Origin of the sequence: Micromonospora arida, from assembly GCF_003857035.1 — a bacterium.
Lineage (GTDB): Bacteria > Actinomycetota > Actinomycetes > Mycobacteriales > Micromonosporaceae > Micromonospora > Micromonospora arida.
Genome location: NZ_QGSY01000237.1, coordinates 1 through 20,758, shown reverse-complemented (window position 1 = coordinate 20,758; position 20,758 = coordinate 1). Strand labels below are relative to the sequence as shown.

19 protein-coding genes are annotated in these 20,758 nt (G+C 70.0%); 15 read left to right on the top strand and 4 right to left on the bottom strand.

Going from position 1 to position 20,758, the window contains the following annotated elements:
* Positions 1-279: 279 nt before the first annotated feature.
* The 7 genes from DLJ58_RS24175 (at position 280) to DLJ58_RS24145 (ending at position 8,983) form a co-directional block, all read left to right on the top strand.
* A complete protein-coding gene (locus DLJ58_RS24175) occupies positions 280-1,479 on the top strand; it encodes a PP2C family protein-serine/threonine phosphatase (protein WP_124859577.1) in 1,200 nt (399 codons plus the stop codon).
* The gene (locus DLJ58_RS24170) at positions 1,476-3,209 is read left to right on the top strand and encodes a sensor histidine kinase (protein ID WP_124859568.1); all 1,734 of its coding nucleotides are present in this window, start codon (positions 1,476-1,478) and stop codon (positions 3,207-3,209) included. Before DLJ58_RS24175 ends, DLJ58_RS24170 begins: the two co-directional genes overlap by 4 nt.
* Positions 3,206-3,658, top strand: a complete 453-nt coding sequence (locus DLJ58_RS24165) for a response regulator (protein WP_124859566.1) — start codon at positions 3,206-3,208, stop codon at positions 3,656-3,658. The genes DLJ58_RS24170 and DLJ58_RS24165 overlap by 4 nt, the downstream gene beginning before the upstream one ends.
* Complete coding sequence (locus DLJ58_RS24160; protein ID WP_124859564.1) at positions 3,651-4,460, top strand: inositol monophosphatase family protein; 810 nt, start codon at positions 3,651-3,653, stop codon at positions 4,458-4,460. Before DLJ58_RS24165 ends, DLJ58_RS24160 begins: the two co-directional genes overlap by 8 nt.
* A gap of 180 nt (positions 4,461-4,640) precedes the next feature.
* The gene (locus DLJ58_RS24155) at positions 4,641-5,657 is read left to right on the top strand and encodes a coiled-coil domain-containing protein (RefSeq protein WP_124859562.1); all 1,017 of its coding nucleotides are present in this window, start codon (positions 4,641-4,643) and stop codon (positions 5,655-5,657) included.
* Between the two features lie 36 nt (positions 5,658-5,693).
* A complete protein-coding gene (locus DLJ58_RS24150) occupies positions 5,694-7,256 on the top strand; it encodes a fused MFS/spermidine synthase (protein ID WP_244219106.1) in 1,563 nt (520 codons plus the stop codon).
* 71 nt (positions 7,257-7,327) lie between these two features.
* A complete protein-coding gene (locus DLJ58_RS24145; protein WP_124859560.1) occupies positions 7,328-8,983 on the top strand; it encodes a serine/threonine-protein kinase in 1,656 nt (551 codons plus the stop codon).
* A gap of 112 nt (positions 8,984-9,095) precedes the next feature.
* On the opposite strand, the gene DLJ58_RS24140 is transcribed toward DLJ58_RS24145, so the two are convergent.
* Both DLJ58_RS24140 and DLJ58_RS24135 read right to left on the bottom strand, forming a co-directional pair.
* Positions 9,096-9,764, bottom strand: coding sequence for a potassium channel family protein (locus tag DLJ58_RS24140; RefSeq protein WP_124859558.1), 669 nt, complete (start codon positions 9,762-9,764; stop codon positions 9,096-9,098).
* Between the two features lie 68 nt (positions 9,765-9,832).
* Positions 9,833-11,167, bottom strand: coding sequence for a TrkH family potassium uptake protein (locus tag DLJ58_RS24135; RefSeq protein WP_124859556.1), 1,335 nt, complete (start codon positions 11,165-11,167; stop codon positions 9,833-9,835).
* A 139-nt stretch (positions 11,168-11,306) separates the two neighbouring features.
* Here DLJ58_RS24135 and DLJ58_RS24130 point away from each other — a divergent pair, with 139 nt between their 5' ends.
* On the top strand, positions 11,307-12,419 hold the full coding sequence (locus tag DLJ58_RS24130; RefSeq protein ID WP_124859554.1) for a glycerophosphodiester phosphodiesterase: 1,113 nt from the start codon (positions 11,307-11,309) through the stop codon (positions 12,417-12,419).
* A 479-nt stretch (positions 12,420-12,898) separates the two neighbouring features.
* Positions 12,899-13,654, top strand: a complete 756-nt coding sequence (locus tag DLJ58_RS24125; RefSeq protein WP_124859552.1) for a DUF5131 family protein — start codon at positions 12,899-12,901, stop codon at positions 13,652-13,654.
* 36 nt (positions 13,655-13,690) lie between these two features.
* Here DLJ58_RS24125 and tcmP read toward each other — a convergent pair whose 3' ends face one another.
* Positions 13,691-14,851: a three-Cys-motif partner protein TcmP gene (tcmP, locus tag DLJ58_RS24120; RefSeq protein WP_124859550.1), complete on the bottom strand. Its 1,161-nt coding sequence runs from the start codon at positions 14,849-14,851 to the stop codon at positions 13,691-13,693.
* Between the two features lie 180 nt (positions 14,852-15,031).
* Positions 15,032-15,298, bottom strand: coding sequence for a GntR family transcriptional regulator (locus DLJ58_RS24115; RefSeq protein ID WP_425271340.1), 267 nt, complete (start codon positions 15,296-15,298; stop codon positions 15,032-15,034).
* 261 nt (positions 15,299-15,559) lie between these two features.
* On the opposite strand from DLJ58_RS24115, the gene DLJ58_RS24110 reads away from it, so the two are divergent.
* The 6 genes from DLJ58_RS24110 to DLJ58_RS24085 all read left to right on the top strand — a co-directional run.
* Complete coding sequence (locus DLJ58_RS24110; protein ID WP_124859571.1) at positions 15,560-15,799, top strand: hypothetical protein; 240 nt, start codon at positions 15,560-15,562, stop codon at positions 15,797-15,799.
* 226 nt (positions 15,800-16,025) lie between these two features.
* Entirely contained in the window at positions 16,026-17,225 is a 1,200-nt protein-coding gene (locus DLJ58_RS24105) for a substrate-binding domain-containing protein (RefSeq protein ID WP_124859548.1), read from the top strand.
* Between the two features lie 2 nt (positions 17,226-17,227).
* Positions 17,228-17,971 carry an ABC transporter ATP-binding protein gene (locus DLJ58_RS24100; protein ID WP_124859546.1) on the top strand — a complete coding sequence of 248 codons (744 nt, stop codon included), beginning with the start codon at positions 17,228-17,230 and terminating at the stop codon, positions 17,969-17,971.
* 74 nt (positions 17,972-18,045) lie between these two features.
* On the top strand, positions 18,046-18,798 hold the full coding sequence (locus DLJ58_RS24095; RefSeq protein ID WP_425271339.1) for an ABC transporter ATP-binding protein: 753 nt from the start codon (positions 18,046-18,048) through the stop codon (positions 18,796-18,798).
* Positions 18,798-19,688: a branched-chain amino acid ABC transporter permease gene (locus DLJ58_RS24090; RefSeq protein WP_091402581.1), complete on the top strand. Its 891-nt coding sequence runs from the start codon at positions 18,798-18,800 to the stop codon at positions 19,686-19,688. Before DLJ58_RS24095 ends, DLJ58_RS24090 begins: the two co-directional genes overlap by 1 nt.
* A partial coding sequence (locus DLJ58_RS24085; RefSeq protein WP_148098005.1) for a branched-chain amino acid ABC transporter permease occupies positions 19,685-20,758 on the top strand: 1,074 nt, incomplete at its 3' end. The genes DLJ58_RS24090 and DLJ58_RS24085, both read left to right, overlap by 4 nt.

The window sequence follows — 20,758 nt, the reverse complement described above, 5'->3', positions numbered from 1 at the left end:
CGTCAGATGTGTATAAGGGACAGGGATCATCCTGCCCGTCGGGGGCCGCGGATGGGATGGCCGGTCCGTCCCGCGTCCATCAGCCGCCCGGTTTGTCCGCGGCCGAGCAGTGATGCGCCCCATCCCCGCCCGCGCCGCAGGCATCGTGTTGTGTGCGACCGTTGTCTAATACAGGATCAGCAGGGCACTCGGAAGGAGCCCGACATCACCAGCGAACTCCCGCGTCTGGCGGCGGTGACCCGGCCGCACCGGGGGGCCGGCTTGGCCGGTTCCCCAGTTGTGCCGTACCCGCACGGTGGCCTGGCGCGGCACGCCAACCTGCCGCCGGGTGAGCGGCTGCGGGTGCTGCTGGTCGAGGACGACGAGGGCGACGCCTTCCTGGTCGGTGAGCTGCTCGCCGAGACGAACTCGATGATCGACCTGCTGGTCGCCACCAGCCTCCGGGAGGCGCGGCAGCGGATCAGCGACGTCGACTGCGTCCTTCTCGATCTGGGCCTGCCCGACGCGCAGGGGCTGGACGGGCTGCGCCAGGTGTTGGAGATGTCCAGCGGCGCCGCGGTCTGTGTGCTGACCGGCCGCACGGACGAGCACCTGGGCGTCGTGGCGGTCGCCGAGGGTGCCCAGGACTACCTGGTCAAGGGCCAGGTCGACGGGGTCCTGCTGACCCGGGCGCTGCGCTACGCCGTGGAGCGCAAGCGCGCCGACGAGAACGCCCGCCGGTTGCGCGAGGTCGAGCTGCGCCAGGCCGAGTCGGCCCGACTCGAACGCGGCCTGCTGCCCCAACCGCTGATGACGACCGACCAGGTCGCGGTGCACACCTTCTACCGGCCGGGCCGGCACGCCGCGTTGATCGGCGGAGACTTCTTCGACGTGGTGCAGACCCACCCGGACCGCCTCGACCTGATCGTCGGCGACGTCTGTGGGCACGGGGTGGACGAGGCCGCGCTCGGGGTCGAGCTGCGGGTGGCCTGGCGCGCCCTGATGCTCGCCCGGGTGCCGGACGACGAGGTGCTGCCCGCCCTGGAGCAGGTGCTGATGAGTGAGCGCCGCCTCCAGGAGATCTTCGCGACGGTGGCCTCCGTCAGACTGGACCTGGACGCCAACCGGGCCACCGTCCGACTGGCCGGGCACCCGCCACCGCTGCTGCTCTCCGGCGGCCGGGTCGCCCCGGTGCCCGCGCCCGGCGGCCTGCTGCTGGGCGTACGACCTCGCCGGCCGATCGCCTACGACCTGGAGTTCGACACCGATGACTGGTCCCTGTTGATGTACACCGACGGCCTGATCGAGGGGCGGGTGGGTGCCGGCAACGAACGGCTCGACGTGCCGGGCCTCAGCGGCTTGCTGGACGAGCCGGCCAACCGCTCGGTGTCGCTGCCCGAGCTGCCGGCCTGGCTGGTCGGGCGGGCCGAGCGGCTCAACGGTGGCCCGCTCGCCGACGACGTGGCCATGCTGCTGGTCAGCCGGGGCGGTGGCCGGTGAGGCCGGTGGTCGGCGGCTGGAGTCTTCGCCGCCGGGTGATCACCCTGCTCACCGTCGTGGGCTTCCTGCTGATCGGGCTGGCCAGCGCGGAAGCGGCGATGGCCGCCCGCAACCGCACCCAGATCGACGCGGTCCTGAACGAGACCGGCCCGTTGCGGGTGCAGTCCCAGGAACTGCTCAACGCGCTGCTCGACCAGGAGACGGCGATCCGCGGGTACGCGGTCAGCGGTGACCAGGACGACCTGAACCCATACCAGGAAGGGCTGGCCCAGGAGCAGAGCGTCATCGCCTCGATGCGGACGCTGCTCGACGACTATCCAGCGATCAGCCAGGAGCTGCGGACCGTCGAGGAGCGTGTCACGCAGTGGCGACGGTCGGTCGCGGAGCCGGTGATCGCCACCACCGAGCAGAGCGGCACCGCCGCCGGCCAGGCGTTGGTGACCGAAGCGGCCCGGCAACAGTTCGACGATGTCCGCTCGGCGGTGAACGACCTCCAGGCGGAGGTCCTGGCCGCCCGGGAGCAGACCGCCACCAACGTGCGTACCAGCAGCAACGTGCTGGTCGTCCTGCTGATCGTGGCCGCCCTGGTGGTGGTCGTGGCCGGTACGGTGCTGCTGCTTTCGCTGGACCGGATGGTGGTTCGGCCACTGACCGGCCTCGCCAACCAGGTCCGCGAGGTCGCCGAGGGCGACTACCAGCACCGCATCGCCACCGTCGGCCCGCCGGAGTTCATCCGGCTCGGCGAGGACGTGGACGCGATGCGGCAGAAGATCGCCGCCGATCTGGCCGAGGTCCGGGCCGCCCGCGAGCGCATCGAGTGGGTCAACAGCCAGCTCCAGAAGCAGGCCGAGGAGCTGACCCGGTCCAACCGTGACCTGGAGCAGTTCGCGTACGTGGCCTCGCACGACCTGCAGGAGCCGTTGCGTAAGGTCGCCAGCTTCTGCCAGCTGCTCCAGCGCCGTTACGCCGGGCAGCTCGACGAGCGGGCCGATCAGTACATCGCCTTCGCGGTGGACGGTGCGCAACGGATGCAGCGCCTGATCAACGACCTGCTCGCGTTCTCCCGGATCGGGCGGCTCACCACCGGCTTCGTCGAGGTCGATCTCAACAAGGTGATGGGCGACGTGGCCGGCCAGACCGAGGCCGCCCGGCAGTACGCGGACGCCGAGTTGACCTGGGACGAGCTGCCGGTGATCTCGGGTGAGGAACCGCTGCTCACCAACCTGCTGGCCAACCTGGTCAGCAACTCGATCAAGTTCCGCCGCCCGGACGTGCCGTCGAAGGTGCACGTCTCGGCCCGTCTGGTGGGCGCCGAGTGGGAGATCACCTGCCAGGACAACGGCATCGGGATCGAGCCGGAGTTCGCCGACAAGATCTTTGTGATCTTCCAGCGGCTGCACTCGAAGGACGCGTACCCGGGCACCGGCATCGGGTTGGCGATCGTCAAGAAGATCGTCGAGTACCACGGCGGCCGCGTCTGGGTGGACACCGACGTGCCGGAGGGCACCGCGATCCGGTTCACCCTGCCGGCACTTCCCCAGGACGTCGCGGCGGCTGCCGCCGTCGAATCCGGGGAGGAGCCGAACGCGCCGACCGTGGGCGACACGACGCCCTCGACCGAGGCTCCGGCAGCGCTGACGGAACAGGCCGACGGGCCGGACCAGCCGGACCGGACCGACGAGACGCTGGAAAGCGGTAGAACGGGTGACATGAGGGAGACGGTGGGATGACCGCGCCGGCGGATGGCAAGAGCCCGATCGAGGTCCTGCTCGTCGAGGACGACCCGGGTGACGTGCTGATGACCCAGGAGGCGTTCGAGGAACACAAGCTGCGGAACCGGCTGACCGTCGTCTCCGACGGGGCCGAGGCGCTCGCCTACCTGCGGCAGGAGGGCCAGTACGCCGACGCGGTGCCACCGGATCTGATCCTGCTCGACCTCAACCTGCCCCGCCGCGACGGCCGGGAGGTGCTGGAAGAGATCAAGAAGGACGAGGCCCTGCGCCGGATCCCGGTGGTGGTGCTCACCACCTCGCAGGCCGACGAGGACATTCTGCGCAGCTACCAGCTGCACGCGAACGCCTACGTGACCAAGCCGGTGGACTTCGAGCGCTTCATCTCGGTGGTCCGTCAGATCGACGAGTTCTTCGTCAGCGTGGTCAAGTTGCCGCCGCGTGGCTGACACCCTGTTGGGCGACGTCGGCGGCCTGCTCTGGGAGGCAGCCGACCAGATCGTGCTGCCGCTGTTCCGCAAGCTCGACGACGATGACGTGTCGGAGAAGGCGCCCGGCGAGGTGGTCACTGTCGCCGACCGCCGGGCCGAGGAGCTGCTCTCGGCGGGGCTGCGCCGGCTGCGGCCGGGCTCGATGGTGGTCGGCGAGGAGGGTGTCGCCGACGATCCGGGGTTGCTGCGGCACCTACGCGACAGCGGGGACGTCTGGCTGGTCGACCCGGTCGACGGGACCGCCAACTTCGCCGCCGGTCGCCGGCCGTTCGCCCTGATGGTGTCGCTGCTGACCGACGGGCGGCCGACCGCCGGCTGGATCCTCGACCCGCTCGCCGGCACTCTCGCCGCCGGCTCGGCGGACGAGGGCACCCTGCTCAACGGTCGACTGGTGGACGGCTCCGGCTCGGTGCCGCCACTCGGCGAGCTGCGCGGCGCGGCGATGACCCGGTTCCTGCCGCCGGAGACCCGCGACCAGGTCCGCGCCGGCGGGCGGCGGCTCGGTGAGCTGCTGCCCGGCCAGCACTGCGCCGGTCGGGAGTACCTGGACATCCTCACCGGCGAGCAGCAGTTCGCCCTCTTCTGGCGCACCCTGCCCTGGGACCACGCCCCGGGCACCGTGCTGGTCCGTGCCGCCGGGGGTGTCGCTCGCCGGTTCGACGGCATCGACTACCACCCCGCCGACGACGGCCGCGGTCTGCTCGTCGCGGCCAACGAGCAGGTCTGGGCCGAGGTGCGCGACGCGCTCCTGAGCACCTGATCCGCGCGCTGCGCGACCACGTCGGGACGCTCCGTCGACATCCAGGCAGCCCGAGGGCCAGCGGGCTGGTCACTGGCCCACGATCCGGTATCGTGACCGGCGGTCTCCGCCAGCAGGCCGCCGACCGGCGCCGCCGTGCAGTGTTCATCGGGGGCCGGCGGTCGACGGAAGGACGCTTTCGTGCCCAGGACCAGGCTCAGCCCGCGGCTCGGTCGCCGCGCTCTGTTCGCCCTGCTCGCCGCCGTCGCGCTGGTGCTCGGCGGTGCCGCCGTGCCCGCGTACGCGGAGCCTGGCGAGGGCGGCAGCAAGAAGTTGCAGGACGCGCTGGAGCTGACCGCCAAGGGTCACATCGAGGCCAAGGCCAAGCTGGACAACTCCAAGCGTCGCCAGACGGCGCTGACCGGCGAGCTGACGACGCTGGAGGGTCGGCTGGTCGGGCTCAGCAGCCAGGTGGGCGAGGTGGCCGCCCAGTCGTACCGGGTGGGTCGGCTGAGCGCGGTCTCGATGCTGCTCAACACCGCCACGCCGGAGGCGTTCCTGCAACGCGCGGGCGACCTCGACCTGATGGCCCAGCGGGACAGCAAGCGGCTGCGTGACCTCACCGAAGCCCGGCAGCAGGCGCAGCAGGCCAAGGTCGCCATCGACGCCGAGGTCCGCGAGCAGCAGAAGCAACTCGCCGTGATGGCGAAGAAGAAGAAGGAAGCCGAGGCCGCGTTGGCCGAGGTCAGCTCCGGCGGCAGCAACGGTTTCAGCGGTGGCAGCTCCACCTCGGCGAAGCCGGCGCCGCGTAACTCCGACGGGTCGTGGCCGTCGGAATCCTGCTCGGTGAAGGACCCGACCACCTCCGGGTGCATCACTCCGCGCACCCTCAACGCGCTCAAGCAGACCCAGGCCGCCGGCTACAAGCGGCACGTCTCCTGCAAGCGCAGCGGTGGCAGCGGCGAGCATCCGAAGGGCCGGGCCTGCGACTTCTCGGCCGCCACGAACGGCTTCGAGGACAAGAACGCGACCGGCGGCGACAAGGCGTACGGGGACAGCCTGGCCGCCTGGCACGTGCGCAACGCCGACCGGCTGGGCGTGCTCTACGTGATCTGGTACCGGCAGATCTGGCATCCCGGCACCGGTTGGCGCTCGTACAGTGGAAGCGGCTCTCCGGCGGCGTCCCACACGAACCATGTTCATCTCTCGATGTACTGACCCGAAGCACCAGCTTCGCTGCGTACCATCGCGACGATGAGCTCCCCACCGTCCGACGTAGCGGCCCTGCCGGCACCCCCGGCCCCGCCCGTGCCGGTCACCGGCCGGGCGCTGCCCAACGGCCTGGCCGCCTTCCTGGTCTTCTTCTCCAGCGGTGCCGTGCTGGTGCTGGAGACCGTCGCGCTCCGCCTGGTCGGCCCGTACGTCGGGGTGACCCTTCAGGTGACCAGCTCGGTGATCGGCATCGCGCTCGCCGCGATCGCGTACGGGGCGTGGTCCGGTGGTTGGCTGGCCGACCGGCGCAACCCGCGGGGCCTGCTGGCACCGGCGTTGGTGCTGGCCGGCATCGCCACCGCGATCACCCTGCCCGTCGTCCGGTACGCCGGTGAGGTGCTGCGCGGCGGTGCGGCCAGCGGCATCCTGCTGCTGGTCGCGTTGGCGGTGTTCGTGCCGGCCGCGCTGCTGGCCGCGGTCACCCCGTTGGTCGTGAAACTCCAGCTCGCCGACCTGCGCCGCACCGGCCAGGTGGTCGGTCGACTCTCCGGGATCGGCACCCTGGGCGGCATCACCGCAACCCTGCTCACCGGGTTCGTGCTGGTCGCCGCGCTGCGCAGCACCGTCATCCTGCTGGCCCTGGCGCTCGCGCTCGGGCTGGTCGGCATCGGCCTTGGCTGGTACCTGCGCCGGCAGGAGCCCACCGAGCTGCCCGGTCCGGCCCGGGCCCGGGCCGCGTTGGCCGTGCTCGGCCTGGCCGGGGCGGGGCTGACCACAGTGGCGCCCAACCCGTGCGACATCGAGACGGCGTACCACTGCGCCCGGGTCGCCGCGGACCCCGCCCGGCCCAGCGGGCGGACACTGTTGCTCAACTCCGCACAGCACTCGTACGTGGACCTCGCCGACCCGAAACACCTGGAGTACGCGTACACGAAGTGGATCGGCGCGGTCAGCGACGTCGCCGCGCCGGCCGGTCAGCGCCTGGACGCGCTGCACCTGGGCGGCGGTGGGTTCACCGTGCCGCGCTACCTGACCGCGACCCGGCCGGGCACCGACAACCTGGTGTTCGAGATCGACGGCGGGCTGGTCGAGCTGGGTGAGCAGGAGTTGGGCGTACGGCCGGGGCCGGACCTGCGGGCGGTGGTGGGTGACGCCCGGATGCTGGTCGCCGGCGAGCCGACCGACAGCCGCGACCTGGTGGTCGGCGACGCGTTCGGACACCTGGTGGTGCCCTGGCACCTGGCCACCCGGGAGATGGCCGCCGACGTCCGGCGGGTGACCCGCCCCGGCGGCGTGTACGTGCAGAACGTCATCGACTACCCGCCGCTGCGGTTCATCCGCGCCGAGTTGGCCACGGTGGCCGCCGAGTTCGGGCACGTCGCGTTGATCGCGCCGCCGGAAGCGCTCGCCGAGGAGCAGGGCTCCAACTTCCTCATCGTCGGCTCCGACGCGCCGTTGCCGCTGGAAGCCGTCCGGGCCCGGCTGGCCGAGGTGGACCCGAAGGTCAGCCTGCTGTCGGGTGCGGCGCTGACGGATTTCGTCGGCGGGGCGATGGTGTTGACCGACGACTACGCCCCGGTGGACCAACTGCTGGCCACCGCCTGATCGGGTGACAATTCTGACCGATTCCGATCCCCCAGGTGTAGGCGGGCCGTTCCTGGGCAACATCGCTCACCATGGGTGGTGGGGACCGAAACGGCGCGCAACTGCTCGATGAGCGGTACCGGCTCATCGAGCAGCTCGGTGCGGGCGGCATGTCGGTGGTCTGGCGTGGCTACGACGAGGTGCTCGGCCGCCAGGTCGCGGTGAAGGTGCTGGCCTCCCGGCTGGCCAGCGACCGGGCCTTCCGCCACCGCATCCGGATCGAGGCGCAGGCCGCCGCGCGGCTCTGCCACCCCAACATCACCAACGTGTACGACTACGGCGAGTCCGAGCAGGTCGGTCTGACCGTGCCGTACGTGGTGATGGAGCTGGTCGACGGCGCTTCGCTGGCCAGCCGGTTGGGTCGGGAGACCCAGCTGCCGTGGCGGGAGGCGGTGACCATCGGCGCCGAGGTCAGCTCGGCGCTGGCCACCGCGCACGCTCGCGGGGTGGTGCACCGCGACGTCACCCCGGGCAACGTCATGCTCACCTCGACCGGGGTCAAGGTGGTCGACTTCGGCATCTCCGCGCTCGTCGGGGAGAGTGAGAAAGGCCCGGACGGCGCGCTGTTGGGCACTCCCGCGTACCTCGCCCCGGAGCGGCTGGACAACGGCCAGGTCTCCCCGGCCACCGACGTGTACGCCGTTGGGCTGCTGCTCTACCGGATGCTCACCGGCCGACTGCCGTGGCTGGCCAGCACGACCACCCAGATGCTGCGCGCCCACATGTACAACGACCCGGAGCCGATGCCCACCGTCCCGGGGCTGCCCGACGGGGTGGCCGACCTGGTCGGACGCTGCCTGGCCAAGCGGCCCGCCGACCGGCCGGCCACCGCCGAGCTGACCCGGACGCTCGCCGAGGCGGCCGGCATGCTCGCGGCGGTGCCGGTCTCCCCGGCCGCCGGGCCGCTGGACGCGGCCATGCTCGGCAGTGCGCGTACCACGATCCTGCCCTGGTCGGCGGCGACCGACGCGTTGCCGCTGTCGCGGACCCGAAACCGGGACCGTCGGACGCAGCAGCGGATGACCCGGCGTCGGCGGGTGGAGGCCGGAGTGGCCGCCGTCGGGCTGATCGCGGTCACCGGGGCGATGTGGGGGTTCACCTCGCGCAGCCCGGCCAGCGGCGAGGACCGGCCGACGACCGAGGCCCGGATGGGGCTGCCGGCGGCGGCGCCCTGCGAGGTGGCGTACGCCTTGCGCACCGACTCCGGCACCGAGTTCGCCGCCGAACTGACGTTGACCAACACCGGTGCTCGTGAGCTGCGGGACTGGGCGATGAGCTTCACCTTCCCCGGGCAGCAGAAGGTGACGAAGGCGGAGCCCGCGCCGGTGCACCAGCAGGGGAGCACGGTGCTGATCCGACCGGCGGCCCAGCGCGCCACGCTGGCCCCCGGTGCGGCCGAGAAGGTGACCCTCACGGGTAAGTACAGCGGGGCGAATCCGTTGCCTGTCGAGTTCCGGCTCGGCGAGGCGACCTGCGGGGTTCGGGTTTCCGGCGTCGCCGGCAGCGTGCCGTCCACGGCCCCGCCGAGCAAGGCCGCCACGGTGAAGGCCCCGCCGAAGAAGACGACGGCCCGCGGCGGCTCCGGCGCGGGCGGCGGCGCGTCGAAGGCCAAGCCGCCGAAGCCTGCGAAGGCCCCGGCGAAGCCCGCGAAGGCCGCCGGTGGTGGTCCGGGAAAAGTGGGAAGGTGACCAAGGGGCCGCATGGTCACCGGAAGTGAGCAGGCCACACCGTGGCGCCATGCTTGGGGGCCGTCGGACCGGTTGGTCCGGCGGCCCCTATCGATCTCGCCCCTGGAGCAGGTCAGCGCATCCCCGCGAATTGCTGCACCTGGTCGATCCCACCCTCGACGATGAGCACCCCGCCCTGGGGAAGCGTGGTGTCGTCGGAGGTGTACCGGAAGCGTTCGCCCGGCAGCTTGGCGCCGACCACGCGTACCCCGAAGCGCTCCTCCGGTTTCAGTTCGAGCAGGGTGCGTCCGACCAGCGACTCCGGCACCCGGACGGTGGCGATGGCGAAGTCGTCGTCGAACTCGATGAAGTCGAGCAACCGGCTGACGATCAGGTGCGCGACCCGGTCCCCGGTCTCCGCCTCGGGAAAGATCACGTGGTGCGCGCCCACCGACGCCAGGATCTTGGCGTGCTTCTGCGAGGTGGCCCGCGCCCAGATCTGGGGCACACCCAGCTCGACCAGCGCCAACACGGTGAGCACACTCGCCTCCACCGAGGCCCCGATGGCCACCACCGCCCGCCCGAAACTGCTTATGCCCAGCTGCCGCAGCGCCCCCTCCTCGGTCGCGTCGGCCTGAACCACCCGGTCGAGCTGCGCCGACCAGCGCTGCACCTTCGCCGGGCTGCGGTCGATGGCCAACACCTCGCGGTTCATCCGGGTCAGCGACCCGGCCAGGTGGCAACCGAATCGACCCAGCCCGATCACCACGATGCCGCCGCTGTCCGCCCGTCTAGCCGACACCTCGGCCCTCCCTGCTTCCAAGGGCGTCTTCCCGACGTGCGGGCCGACCGACACTTCCGAAACACGCCCTAGCCGACAATGGGTTGCTCCTGGGGATAGCGGTAGAGCCGGCGTCGGGTGTTCAGGGCGATCGCCGACCCCAGGGTGAGCGTCCCGACCCGACCGATGAACATCAGCACGGTCAGCACCAGTTGGCCGCCGGCCGGCAGTTCCGCGGCCAGACCGATGGTCAGACCGGTGGTGCTGAACGCCGAGGTGATCTCGAACAGGGCCGCGACGAAGCGGACGCCCTCGGTGAGCAGCAGCAACAGCATGGTCCCGACCGTCACGAGCGCGACGCTGAGCAGCGCCACGGTGAGGGCCTGTCGCTGACTCGCGGTGGCCACCCGCCGGTGTCCGATCGTCACGTCGGGCTCGCCCCGCAACTCCGCCCAGATGGTGAACGCCAGCAGGAAGAACGTGGAGACCTTGATGCCACCGGCCGTGCTGGCGCTGCCGCCGCCGATGAACATCAGCACGATCAGCAGGGGATAGCTCTCCTCCTGGAGGGCGGCGATGTTCAGGACGCTGAAGCCGCCGGTGCGGCTCAGCGCGATCTGGGTGAACGACGCGAGGATCTTCCCGGGTACGTCGTACTGGCCGATCGTGCTCGCGTTGGTCCACTCGGCGGCGAGCAGGCCGGCGAAGCCGACCAGCAGCAGCACCGCGCTGCCCCAGATGGTCAACTTCGTCGCCACCGCCCAGCGGGTGGGCTGCCGCCACTCGCGGACCGCCTCGAAGAGCGCGGGAAACCCGAGACCGCCGATGATCGCGCCGATCGCCAGGGGCAGCGACACCCACGGGTCACGGCTGAAGGCCAGCAGGCCCTCGGTGTAGAGCGCGAAGCCGCCGTTGTTGAACGCCTGCACGGCGTGGAAGACGCCCGACCAGAGGGCCCGTCCGAAGGGGTAGTCGTAGGTCAGCCAGAGCCGACCGGCGACCAGCACTGTCATCACCGCCTCGCAGGCGAAGACGGTCAGCGCGATCCGGCGGAGCAATCGGCCCACGTCACCGATGCCGAACTCCCCCGTCTCGGCCTGCACCAGCAACCGGTTGCGCAACCCGAGCTGGCTGGAGACCACCAGGATGACCAACGCCGCGACGGTGAGGATGCCGAGGCCGCCGAGCTGGGTGAGCAGGGTGATCACCAGCAGTCCCCAGCCGGACCAGTAGTTCGGCGTGTCGGTGATGGCCATGCCGGTGACCGACACGGCCGAGGTGGAGGTGAAGAGCGCGGTGACCACGGGTGGGCGTACGTGTTCAGTGGTCGCCCAGCGCGTCATGAGCAGCCCGGCACCGAGCAGGATCGGTACCAGGAACGCGAACGGCACCAGCCGCACGGGATTGCGGAAAAACCGGCGCACCAGACAATCTTCCTGTCCGCCCGCGGCCCTGGAGTGGGAACGGGCATTCCGGAGATTCATCTGCCGGCCAGCCATCGACCAACTCCTGGCAAATCACGGGCGGTCTGCTTACCCGGACCATCGATGACAGGAGACGGCGTTGCGACGTACCCTCTCGACCCTCGGCGTGGCCGGCGTTCTGCTCGCCGCCGCCGTGGCCCTGCCGACCATGGCCGCGGCCGAACCAACTGCTGACGCGGACCGCTCCCGGGCCAACGACCGACCAATCGTGATCGGTCACCGTGGCGCCAGCGGCTACCGTCCGGAGCACACGCTGGAGGCGTACCGGTTGGCGATCCGGATGGGTGCCGACTACATCGAGCCGGACCTGGTCTCCACCTCCGACGGCGTGCTGGTCGCCCGGCACGAGAACGAGATCTCCGGCACCACCGACGTGTCGACCCGCCGGGAGTTCGCGGCCCGCAAGGCGACGAAGACCATCGACGGTGTCGCGGTGACCGGGTGGTTCACCGAGGACTTCACCCTCGCCGAGCTGAAGACGCTGCGGGCCAAGGAGCGGCTGCCGCAGGTACGCGTGGCGAACACCGCCTTCGACGGCCGCTTCGAGGTGCCCACCCTCCAGGAGGTCATCGATTTGGCCCGGACCGAGGGGCGGGCACGGGGCCGCACCATCGGCATCTACCCGGAGACCAAGCACCCGAGCTATTTCGCCTCGATCAAACTGCCGTTGGAGGAGCCGCTGCTGCGGGTGCTGCGGCAGAACAAGCTGGACCGGAAGAACTCGCCGGTCTTCATCCAGTCGTTCGAGACGGCCAACCTGCGCCGCCTGAGCCGCCTGACCGACGTGAAGCTGGTCCAACTGCTCGACGCGACCGGCCGCCCGTACGACTTCGCCGTCGCGGGTGACGCCCGCACCTACCAGGATCTGGTCACGCCGGCCGGCCTGAAGTGGATCGCCGGGTACGCCAACGGCATCGGCGCGAACAAGAACCTGCTCATCCCCCGGAACGCCGCCGGCGCCCTGCTCGCCCCGACCGCAGTGGTACGCGACGCGCACCGGGAGCACCTGCTCGTGCACTCCTGGACGTTCCGCGCCGAGAACCAGTTCCTCCCGACGGACTTCCGGATCGGCGCCGACCCGAACGCGCGCGGCGACATCACCGCCGAGTACGAACTCTTCCTCGGCCTGGGCCTCGACGGTGTCTTCAGCGACCACCCGGACACTGCCGTCGCCGCCCTCGCCGGCCGCTGACCCACATCTCGGCCCGGAGCTGATCCGCTCCGGGTCGACCACCGGGCCGACCAGGCCCGGCCCACACGCTGGCCCGTCGTCCGTCACCCGGACGGCGGGCCAGCGGCACGTCCGGGCGCCCCCGCCGCAAGATCGCACTCGATCCAGGAAGTAGTGGTGTCACCAAGCGACCGAGGCCACTACATCCATGATTAAGCACGGTCTTGCAGAGGCGGCGGGAGAGTGGCAGCAATTCCACTGATGCTGCTGTCTCGGGGCGGGTTGAGGCAGCAGCATCAGGGATACCGCGGCGATCTTCGCCAGATGGTCGTCGAAGAGGCGGCCCGACGGAGCATTGCCGCTGGCTGCGCAATTGGCCGAAACCGACGCGGGGTGCTATCCCCGTGCCCGGCGAACTCAACGGGCCGACACGCCGCGCAACCCTTCCCATGCGTACGGTTGTTCGACAGTATTGGCGCGACGAGCGGAAGGAGGGGCGCATGGCGGACAAAAGCGCCATCGAGTGGACGGAAGCAACCTGGAACCCCACCACAGGTTGTGACCGCATCTCGTCGGGCTGCGACAACTGCTATGCGTTGACTCTCGCCAAGCGTCTGAAGGCCATGGGCTCAGCCAAGTATCAGACTGACGGTGACCCTCGCACGTCTGGGCCGGGTTTCGGGATCGCGCTCCACCCAGACGCGCTTGACATACCGCGACGCTGGCGTGATCCCCGGACAGTCTTTGTTAACTCGATGTCGGACTTGTTCCACGCGAGGGTTCCCCTCGAGTACGTGCAGCAAGTTTTTGAGGTGATGCGCGAGACGCCCCGCCACACCTTCCAGGTGCTGACGAAGCGCGCGTCTCGGCTTGCCAGGCTGGCGCATCACCTTGACTGGCCCGTCAACGTGTGGATGGGTGTGAGCGTCGAAGACGAGAGCCATCGGAGTCGGATCGACTGCCTCCGGCAGGTGCCAGCAGCGGTTCGGTTCATCTCGGCGGAACCCTTGCTTGGTCCATTGCCGCGCCTCAACCTCGCTGGGATGGACTGGTTGATCGCGGGTGGCGAGTCGGGCCAAGGCTGTCGCCCGATGGACCGATCCTGGGTCACTGATCTGCGTGACCAGTGCGACCAGGCAGGGACCGCCTTCTTTTTCAAGCAGTGGGGCGGTCGCACACCCAAGGCCGGAGGGCGCCTGCTCGACGGTCGCACCTGGGATGAGATGCCAACGCCTCGCCTGCCCGCTGCCGCCTAATGGCAGCCGGTCGGCGCTATGTCCAGGTTCCGCCTCTCAACGTCGCCGGATGGGCTTCTTCCAGAAATCGCCGACGCCGTTGTGGTCGATGAGCCCTTGCCGGTGCAACGACTTCACTGCGTGTCGCGCATGCCGCGTCCACGCTTGGCCGAGCACCCCCCGATAAACCTCAGACACCCGCTCCGCGAGCTGGACGCTGTTTGAATCCCGCAACAGCCGAACAATGTTCTGCTCAACAACCCGTGCCACGCGCGGTAGTGCGCTGCTCACGAATGCATGACGATCGAACGCAAGTGATCCGAATAGTGTGTCCTGACTCATCTGGCTGTTGTAGCGGGCTTCCTCGAGGTCCACGCCTGCTTGCCCGAGGGCGTCGGCGAAGTGCCAAGCGCCTTCTGTGTGCCTCGTGAACAGCATCAGCACATACTTTGGCGAGAGTTCCGGTCGTGGTCGGACCGGCATCGTGATCGCGCTGTAGGTCGTCCCCGTAGTCAGCCGTTTCTCGTACTCCTCGCCGACTTTGAGAGCTACCTCGGTTGCAGTCTCCTCATCTCCCTCGCGGTTGATCCGAGCGAAGTGGTCCTGCCACCAGTCATCGCCGAGAAATCTCGTGAGGTGATCGGCCGTTTTCTGCTCCGTAGGAGGCAGTCGGTCACCCCGGGAGCGCGCCACTTGAACCGCTCGCCCCATCCTGGCAATGGCGGAGACGCTGAAGTGAAGGAGAACCTCCGTTGGCGGAGAGGGTGGTCGGCCGAGGAGCCCTGAGCGCACCAGTCCGAAATCGAGCGCGAGGCCGAAGGGGTCGAGGAAGGCAAAGAGTGACGCTTGACGAGCGACCGAGAGGACCTCAGGCAGATGATCTGCCACGTCGCCCTGCCGGAGGATGCGCCTCGTTGAGCCCCCACGCTGCTGCAGAACCCGCTGAAGATTCGCGTAGTGGGAAGGATCTTTCTCGACGAAGAAGAGCAATACGTTGCGAAAGCTCCCGACCGTGTCGGCGCACCGCGACAGCAGCAGCGGTGACCCTTCCTCCCCTTCCTCCTCGTACTCGCCTCGCCCCGCGTAGCCGTCGAGGAAGACGACCGGTTTACCTTGGCCGGTCTTGGATGCGAAGACGACCGGGTACCGCTTCAAGATCCCGTGCTTGAGTACTGCTGCGGCTTTACGGGAGCGGAAGAAGTCCTCGTTGGCCGACACCGCGCCTCCTTGCAGGCATCACCATTCGTGATGTGAAGGTAGCGGACAGTGTGCCGAGCTTCTGTCCTGTCAGTTGGGCAGAGCGGTGCACGGCTGAGCGTCATGCCGCTCACCAGCCCTAACGGTCGGCGGGTGGCGGCACGAGGGAACGGCGTGTCCTCGATCTGACAGTTGGATGAGTCAGTCGCGTGCTTGTTCGGCGACGTAGGTGCCGCGGCCGGGCTGGCCGGTGATCAGCTCGCGGTCGTGCAGCAGGGAGAGCGCCCGCGAGGCCGTGTTCATGTGCACGGCGTAAGCCTCGGCGAGTTCCCGGGTGGAGGGCAGCTTGTCACCCGGCTTCAGGTCGCCGCTCTTGATCTTGGCGGCGATCTCGTTGGCGATGCGGCGATATGGGGCTTCTGCTGTGGGCACGGTGAGGACTCCGGTCGGTTCGGCGTCCTCGATCATGCCGGCCTACACCAGTTACTGCAACAGGCTGTGGTGTCGCTGCTTCACAGGGTCGACCTACACAAGCATTTGGGGTAGGTTGCTGATGTCCGGCTCCGGTTGGTTCGGCAAACCCTCGGGGTGCGGGCGTGAGGTGGGCTCCGCGTTCGTACCGCCGCCGACGAGGGCTGCGGGCGTGGGGCCGGGCGGTTCGGTGGGCGTCCCCTACCCGCACACCGGACCGCCCACCAGGTCGACGAGTCGAGGGTGATGGCTGTGCGCATGGAGAGAGAGCGTTTCGTGGTGCACCTGCCGGTGGTCGCGGCAGATCTGCCGGGGGCGCTGCGGTTCGCTCGGGTGATCACCCGAGCGCTGAGTTTCCTCGCCGACGTCGATCGGGCGGAGACGACGGTGTCCGAGGAGGACGCTCAGTGCGTACGACATCGGGTCTTCTGTGACAGCCTGCTCGACGATCGTCGGCGCTGCCCGCGCGCGGCGGCCCACGATGGGCCCTGCGGCTGACCGAACCGGGCGAATGGCGCGGGGCGACACACGGCTCGGGCGGTCCGTGGGGGTTCGGGCCATCGAGGGCGTGGGCTCCCGGCTGGTAGTGCGGCCTGTTGTAACCTCCGGCCACCTCATTCCTGTTACTTGTGTGTTTCCGCCACATAGCTCGTGGGTGACGTCACTTCTAGCGTGAGCCGTCACGAAGAAGTTCTCTCCCTCTGAGTCCTCATGTGGAGTCGCAATGACGGTCCGGACGACGCGGCGGGCGTTCCTCTCCGCCGCCACGATGATGGCCGCGGCGCTGGCCGCCACGGCCTGTGGCAGCCCGCAGGACACCGCCACCGGCGGCGGCGACAGTGCCGCGCCGGTCAAGGTCGGCTTGGTGTACTCCCAGTCGGGAGCCCTGGCCAGCTATGGAAAGCAGTACATCGAGGGGTTCAAGGCGGGGCTGGACTTCGCCACCAAGGGCACCGGCAAGGTCGGTGACCGGAAGATCGAGCTGACCGAGGTCGACGACGCGGGCGACCCGGCCAAGGCGGTCTCCGCGGCGAAGGACCTGATCGGCAAGGGCACGAAGATCATCGCCGGCTCCACCGCCTCCGGTGTGGCGCTCCAGGTGGCGCCGATCGCGGCGCAGAACAAGGTGCTGTTCATCTCCGGCCCGGCCGCCACGGACGCGGTGACCGGCGCGAACAAGTACACCTTCCGCTCCGGTCGGCAGTCCTACCAGGATGTGGTGACCGCCAAGTCGTTCATCGGAGACCCCAGCGGCAAGAAGGTAGTGGTCTTCGCCCAGGACGGCGCCTTCGGTGACGCCAACGAGGCCGCCGTCAAGGCCGTCATCGGCAGTGCGGGCGCGACCGTGAGCAGCGTCCGGGCCCCGGCCAGTGCCACCGAGTTCACCCCGTTCGCCAGCCAGATCAAGGCCGCCAAGCCGGACCTGCTCTTCGTGGCGTGGGCGGGCACGACCGCCCCGGCCATGTGGCAGACCCTCGACCAGCAGGGCGTCCTCTCGTCCACCACTGTCGTCACCGGCCTGGACATCCGCGCCTCGTGGCCGACCTTCGGTGCTGCCGGCGCGAAGATCTCCTTCCTGTCGCACTACTTCGACGGTGCCAGCGACACCGAGGCCAGCAAGGCGCTGAAGGCCAAGGTCAACACCATCGACCTGTTCCACCCGGACGGCTTCGCCGCCGCGCAGATGGTGGTCCGGGCCGCGCAGGATGGTGGGGACGACGTCGACAAGATGGTCACCGCCCTGGAGGGCTGGAGCTTCGACGGGGTCAAGGGCAAGATGACCATCCGGGCCGCCGACCACGCGCTGCTCCAGCCGATGTTCCAGGCCAAGCTGGCCGGCAGCGGCACCGCGTTCACCGCGACCGCGCAGAAGAGCCTCACCGGTGACGAGACCGCGCCGCCGGCCGTGGCCATGAAGGGCTGACCATGCTCGCCACCCGCGGTCTGACCTGGCGGATCGGTGAGGTCGCCATCGTCGACAGCGTCTACCTCGATCTGGCGCCCGGGGAGTTCCTGGGCGTCATCGGGCCCAACGGCGCCGGTAAGACCTCACTGTTCAACCTGATCACCGGCCTGCGTCGGGCCACCGAGGGCCGGATCGTCCTGGACGGGCAGGACATCGGGGAGCTCCCGCCGCACCGGCGGGCCCGCCTCGGTCTGGGCCGTACCTTCCAGGCGTCCTCGGTCTTCGGCTCGCTCAGCGTGCGGGAGAACGTCCGGCTCGCCGTGCAGGCGCACCGCGGGGGCTCGATGGCGCTGTGGCGGCGGGCGGCGGCCGACCGGGAGGTCGCCGCCGCCGCCGACGCGGCGCTCGACCGGGTCGGCCTCGCCCACCGGGGTACGGCCCTCGCCGGCACCCTGGCCCACGGCGAGAAACGCAAGCTGGAGATCGCCCTGCTGCTCGCCGGTGAACCGCGGGTGATGCTGCTGGACGAGCCGATGGCCGGGGTCAGCGCCGAGGACGTGCCGGAGCTGGTCGCCGTCATCAAGTCGTTGACCGGCGACAGCGGCCGGGCGGTGCTGATGGTCGAACACCACATGGACGTCATCCTGGAGCTGGCCGACCGCATCGCCGTCATGCACCACGGCGCGCTGCTGGCCTGCGACACCCCGGAGACGGTGATGGCCAACCCCACGGTGCAAGAGGCCTACCTGGGGGAGTCGCTGTGAGCGCGAGGAGTGAGCCGGGTTTGCGAGCCCCGCAGTCGCGAACGGAAGCGGCTCAGCTGGAACCGATCCTCAGTGTGGAGGAGCTGTCGGTCCGGATCTCCGGGCTACACATCCTCCAGGGGGTGTCCTTCACGGTCGCCCCGACCGGCGTGACAGTCCTGCTCGGTCGCAACGGCGTCGGCAAGACCACCACGCTGCGCGCGATCGTCGGCCTCACCCCGCCCGCCGGGGAGGTCCGCGGCACCATCCGGATGGGCGCGCAGAGTCTGCTGGCCCGGCCGACGCACCGGCTGGTCCGCGGCGGGCTCGGCTACGTGCCCGAGGACCGCTGCGTGTTCGCCGGGCTCACCGTCGCGGAGAACCTGCGGCTCGCCGAGCGGCGCGGCACCACCCCGGCGTACGACAAGGTCTTCGCGCTCTTTCCAGAGCTGGACCGGCGCGGACGGCAACGGGCCGGTTCGCTCTCCGGTGGGCAGCAGCAGATGCTCGCCATCGGTCGGGTGCTGCTCAACGACAACCGGCTGCTGCTCGTCGACGAGCCGACCAAGGGGTTGGCGCCGAAGGTGGTGACCGAGGTGGCCGAGGTGTTGGAACGGGTCGCGGAGTCGGTGCCGGTGCTGCTGGTCGAGCAGAACCTGGCAGTGGTCAGGCGGCTCGCCAAGGATGCGGTGGTGCTGGCCGCTGGCAAGGTGGCCTGGACCGGTGACGCCCGTGAGTTGCTGCTGGAGACGGCGCTGACCAAGTCGCTGCTCGGCGTCGGCACCGGCGAGTCGCACCACCCGGTCGAGCCGGGCCGGGCCGCCACGGCGGGGAGGGACCAGCTCTGATGGGCACCGTGATCCTGTTGGCGTTGACCGGGCTCGGCCTGGCGGCGCTCTACTTCCTGGTCGCCTCCGGCCTGTCCCTGGTCTTCGGCCTGGCCGACGTGCTCAACTTCGCGCACGGGCTGTTCCTCGGCGTCGGCGCGTACGGCACCTGGTGGGCGGCGGGCAACCTGCCGGGCGCCGGCCCGGACGGGTTCGGCTTCGTGTTCGCTGTCGCCTTCGGGGTGGCCGCCGGCACGCTGGTCGCGATCCTGGTCGAGCTGGTGCTGATCCGCCCGCTGTACTCCCGCACCATCGAGCAGGTGCTGGTCACCGTCGGGCTGTCGCTGGCCGGGGTGGCGTTGCTCCAGGCCACCTGGGGTGCGGACGCCCGGCCGTTCCCGCGTCCGGACTGGACCCGGCAGGTGACCGGGATCTTCGGCGCGCAGGTGCCCAACGGTGGCCTGCTGCTGATCATCGCGGCAGTGCTGGTGCTCGGCGCGATCCTGGCGTTCCTGCGGTGGACCCGGTACGGCCTGGTGATCCGGGCCGGGGTGGAGAACCGGGAGATGGTGACCGCGCTGGGCATCGACGTCCGCAAGGCGTTCACCCTGGTCTTCGCGATCGGCGGGGCGGCTGCCGCGCTCGCCGGCGCGCTCGGCGGGGTCTACTTCGGCACCGTCTCGCCCGGGCAGGGCGGCTCGCTGCTGATCTTCGCGTTCATCGTGGTGGTGATCGGCGGGATGGGCTCGGTGGTCGGCTCCGCGTACGCGGCGGTCGTGGTCGGGCTGGTGCAGCAGTTCGTCAACTACTACGGCACGTCCGGGCTGGGCGACATCTGCGTGGTCGGGCTGCTGGCCGTGGTGCTGCTGCTGCGCCCGCAGGGCATCGCCGGAAAGGTGGCAACGGCATGACGGTGATCGACGCGCCTCGCGCACAGGTGCCCGACGAACTGAGTCCGCAACGGGGGCGGTGGCACCGGGTCCGCCCGTTCCTGCCGCTGGTCGCACTGGTCGTGCTGGTGATCCTGCCGTACTCGACGATCTCCCTGCCGGGGATCTTCGAGGGGCCGGTCAACTCACCGGGAACCCTGCAGATCCTCGCCATCTGCCTGATCTTCGGTGGGCTGGCGGCCGGGTACGACCTGCTCTTCGGCCGGACCGGGATGCTCTCCTTCGGACACGCGCTGTACTTCGCCGCCGGTGTCTACGGCACTGACATCCTGGTCACCCGGGCCGGTCTGCCGCTGTGGCAGGCGGCGCTGCTGACCATCACCGGCGGCACCATCCTCGCCGCGCTGCTCGGCGCGGTGGCGCTGCGGACGGTGGGCATCGCGTTCGCCATGGTCACGCTGGCCTTCGCCCAGGTGGGCGCGATCCTGGTGGCCCGGGACTTCGGGGGTCTCACCGGTGGCGAGGAGGGCCTGCCGCTGGACGTGTCGGGGCTGCCCGCCGGGCTGGTGGGGGTCACCAACACGGTCAACCTGTACTGGTTGGCGCTGGCGTACCTGACCCTGGTGGTCTTCGTGGTGCACCGGGTGAGCGGGTCACCGACCGGTCGGGTGCTCGCCGGGCTGCGCGACGACGAACGGCGGATCGGCGTGCTCGGGTTGGACCCGTACCGCTACAAGCTGGTGGCGTTCACCCTGGCCGGCGGGTTGGCGTCGGCGGGCGGGGTGGTCTACGTCCTGATCGTCGGCGGCGCGTCGCCGCACATCACGTCCTCCGAGCTGACCCTGTCGCTGCTGGTCATGGTGGTGCTCGGCGGACCGGGTACCCGGTGGGGTCCGGTGCTCGGTGGTGTCCTCTACATGTACCTGGATCACCGGCTGACCGCGTTCGGCACGAGCGACGCGGTGGACAACCTGCCGGCCGTCCTCAGCCGTCCGCTGAGCCAGCCGTTGTTCGTCCTGGGCACTGTCTTCATCCTGGCCGTCTACTTCTTCCCCGGAGGCCTGACCAGCCTGGCCCCCCGCCTGTCCCAC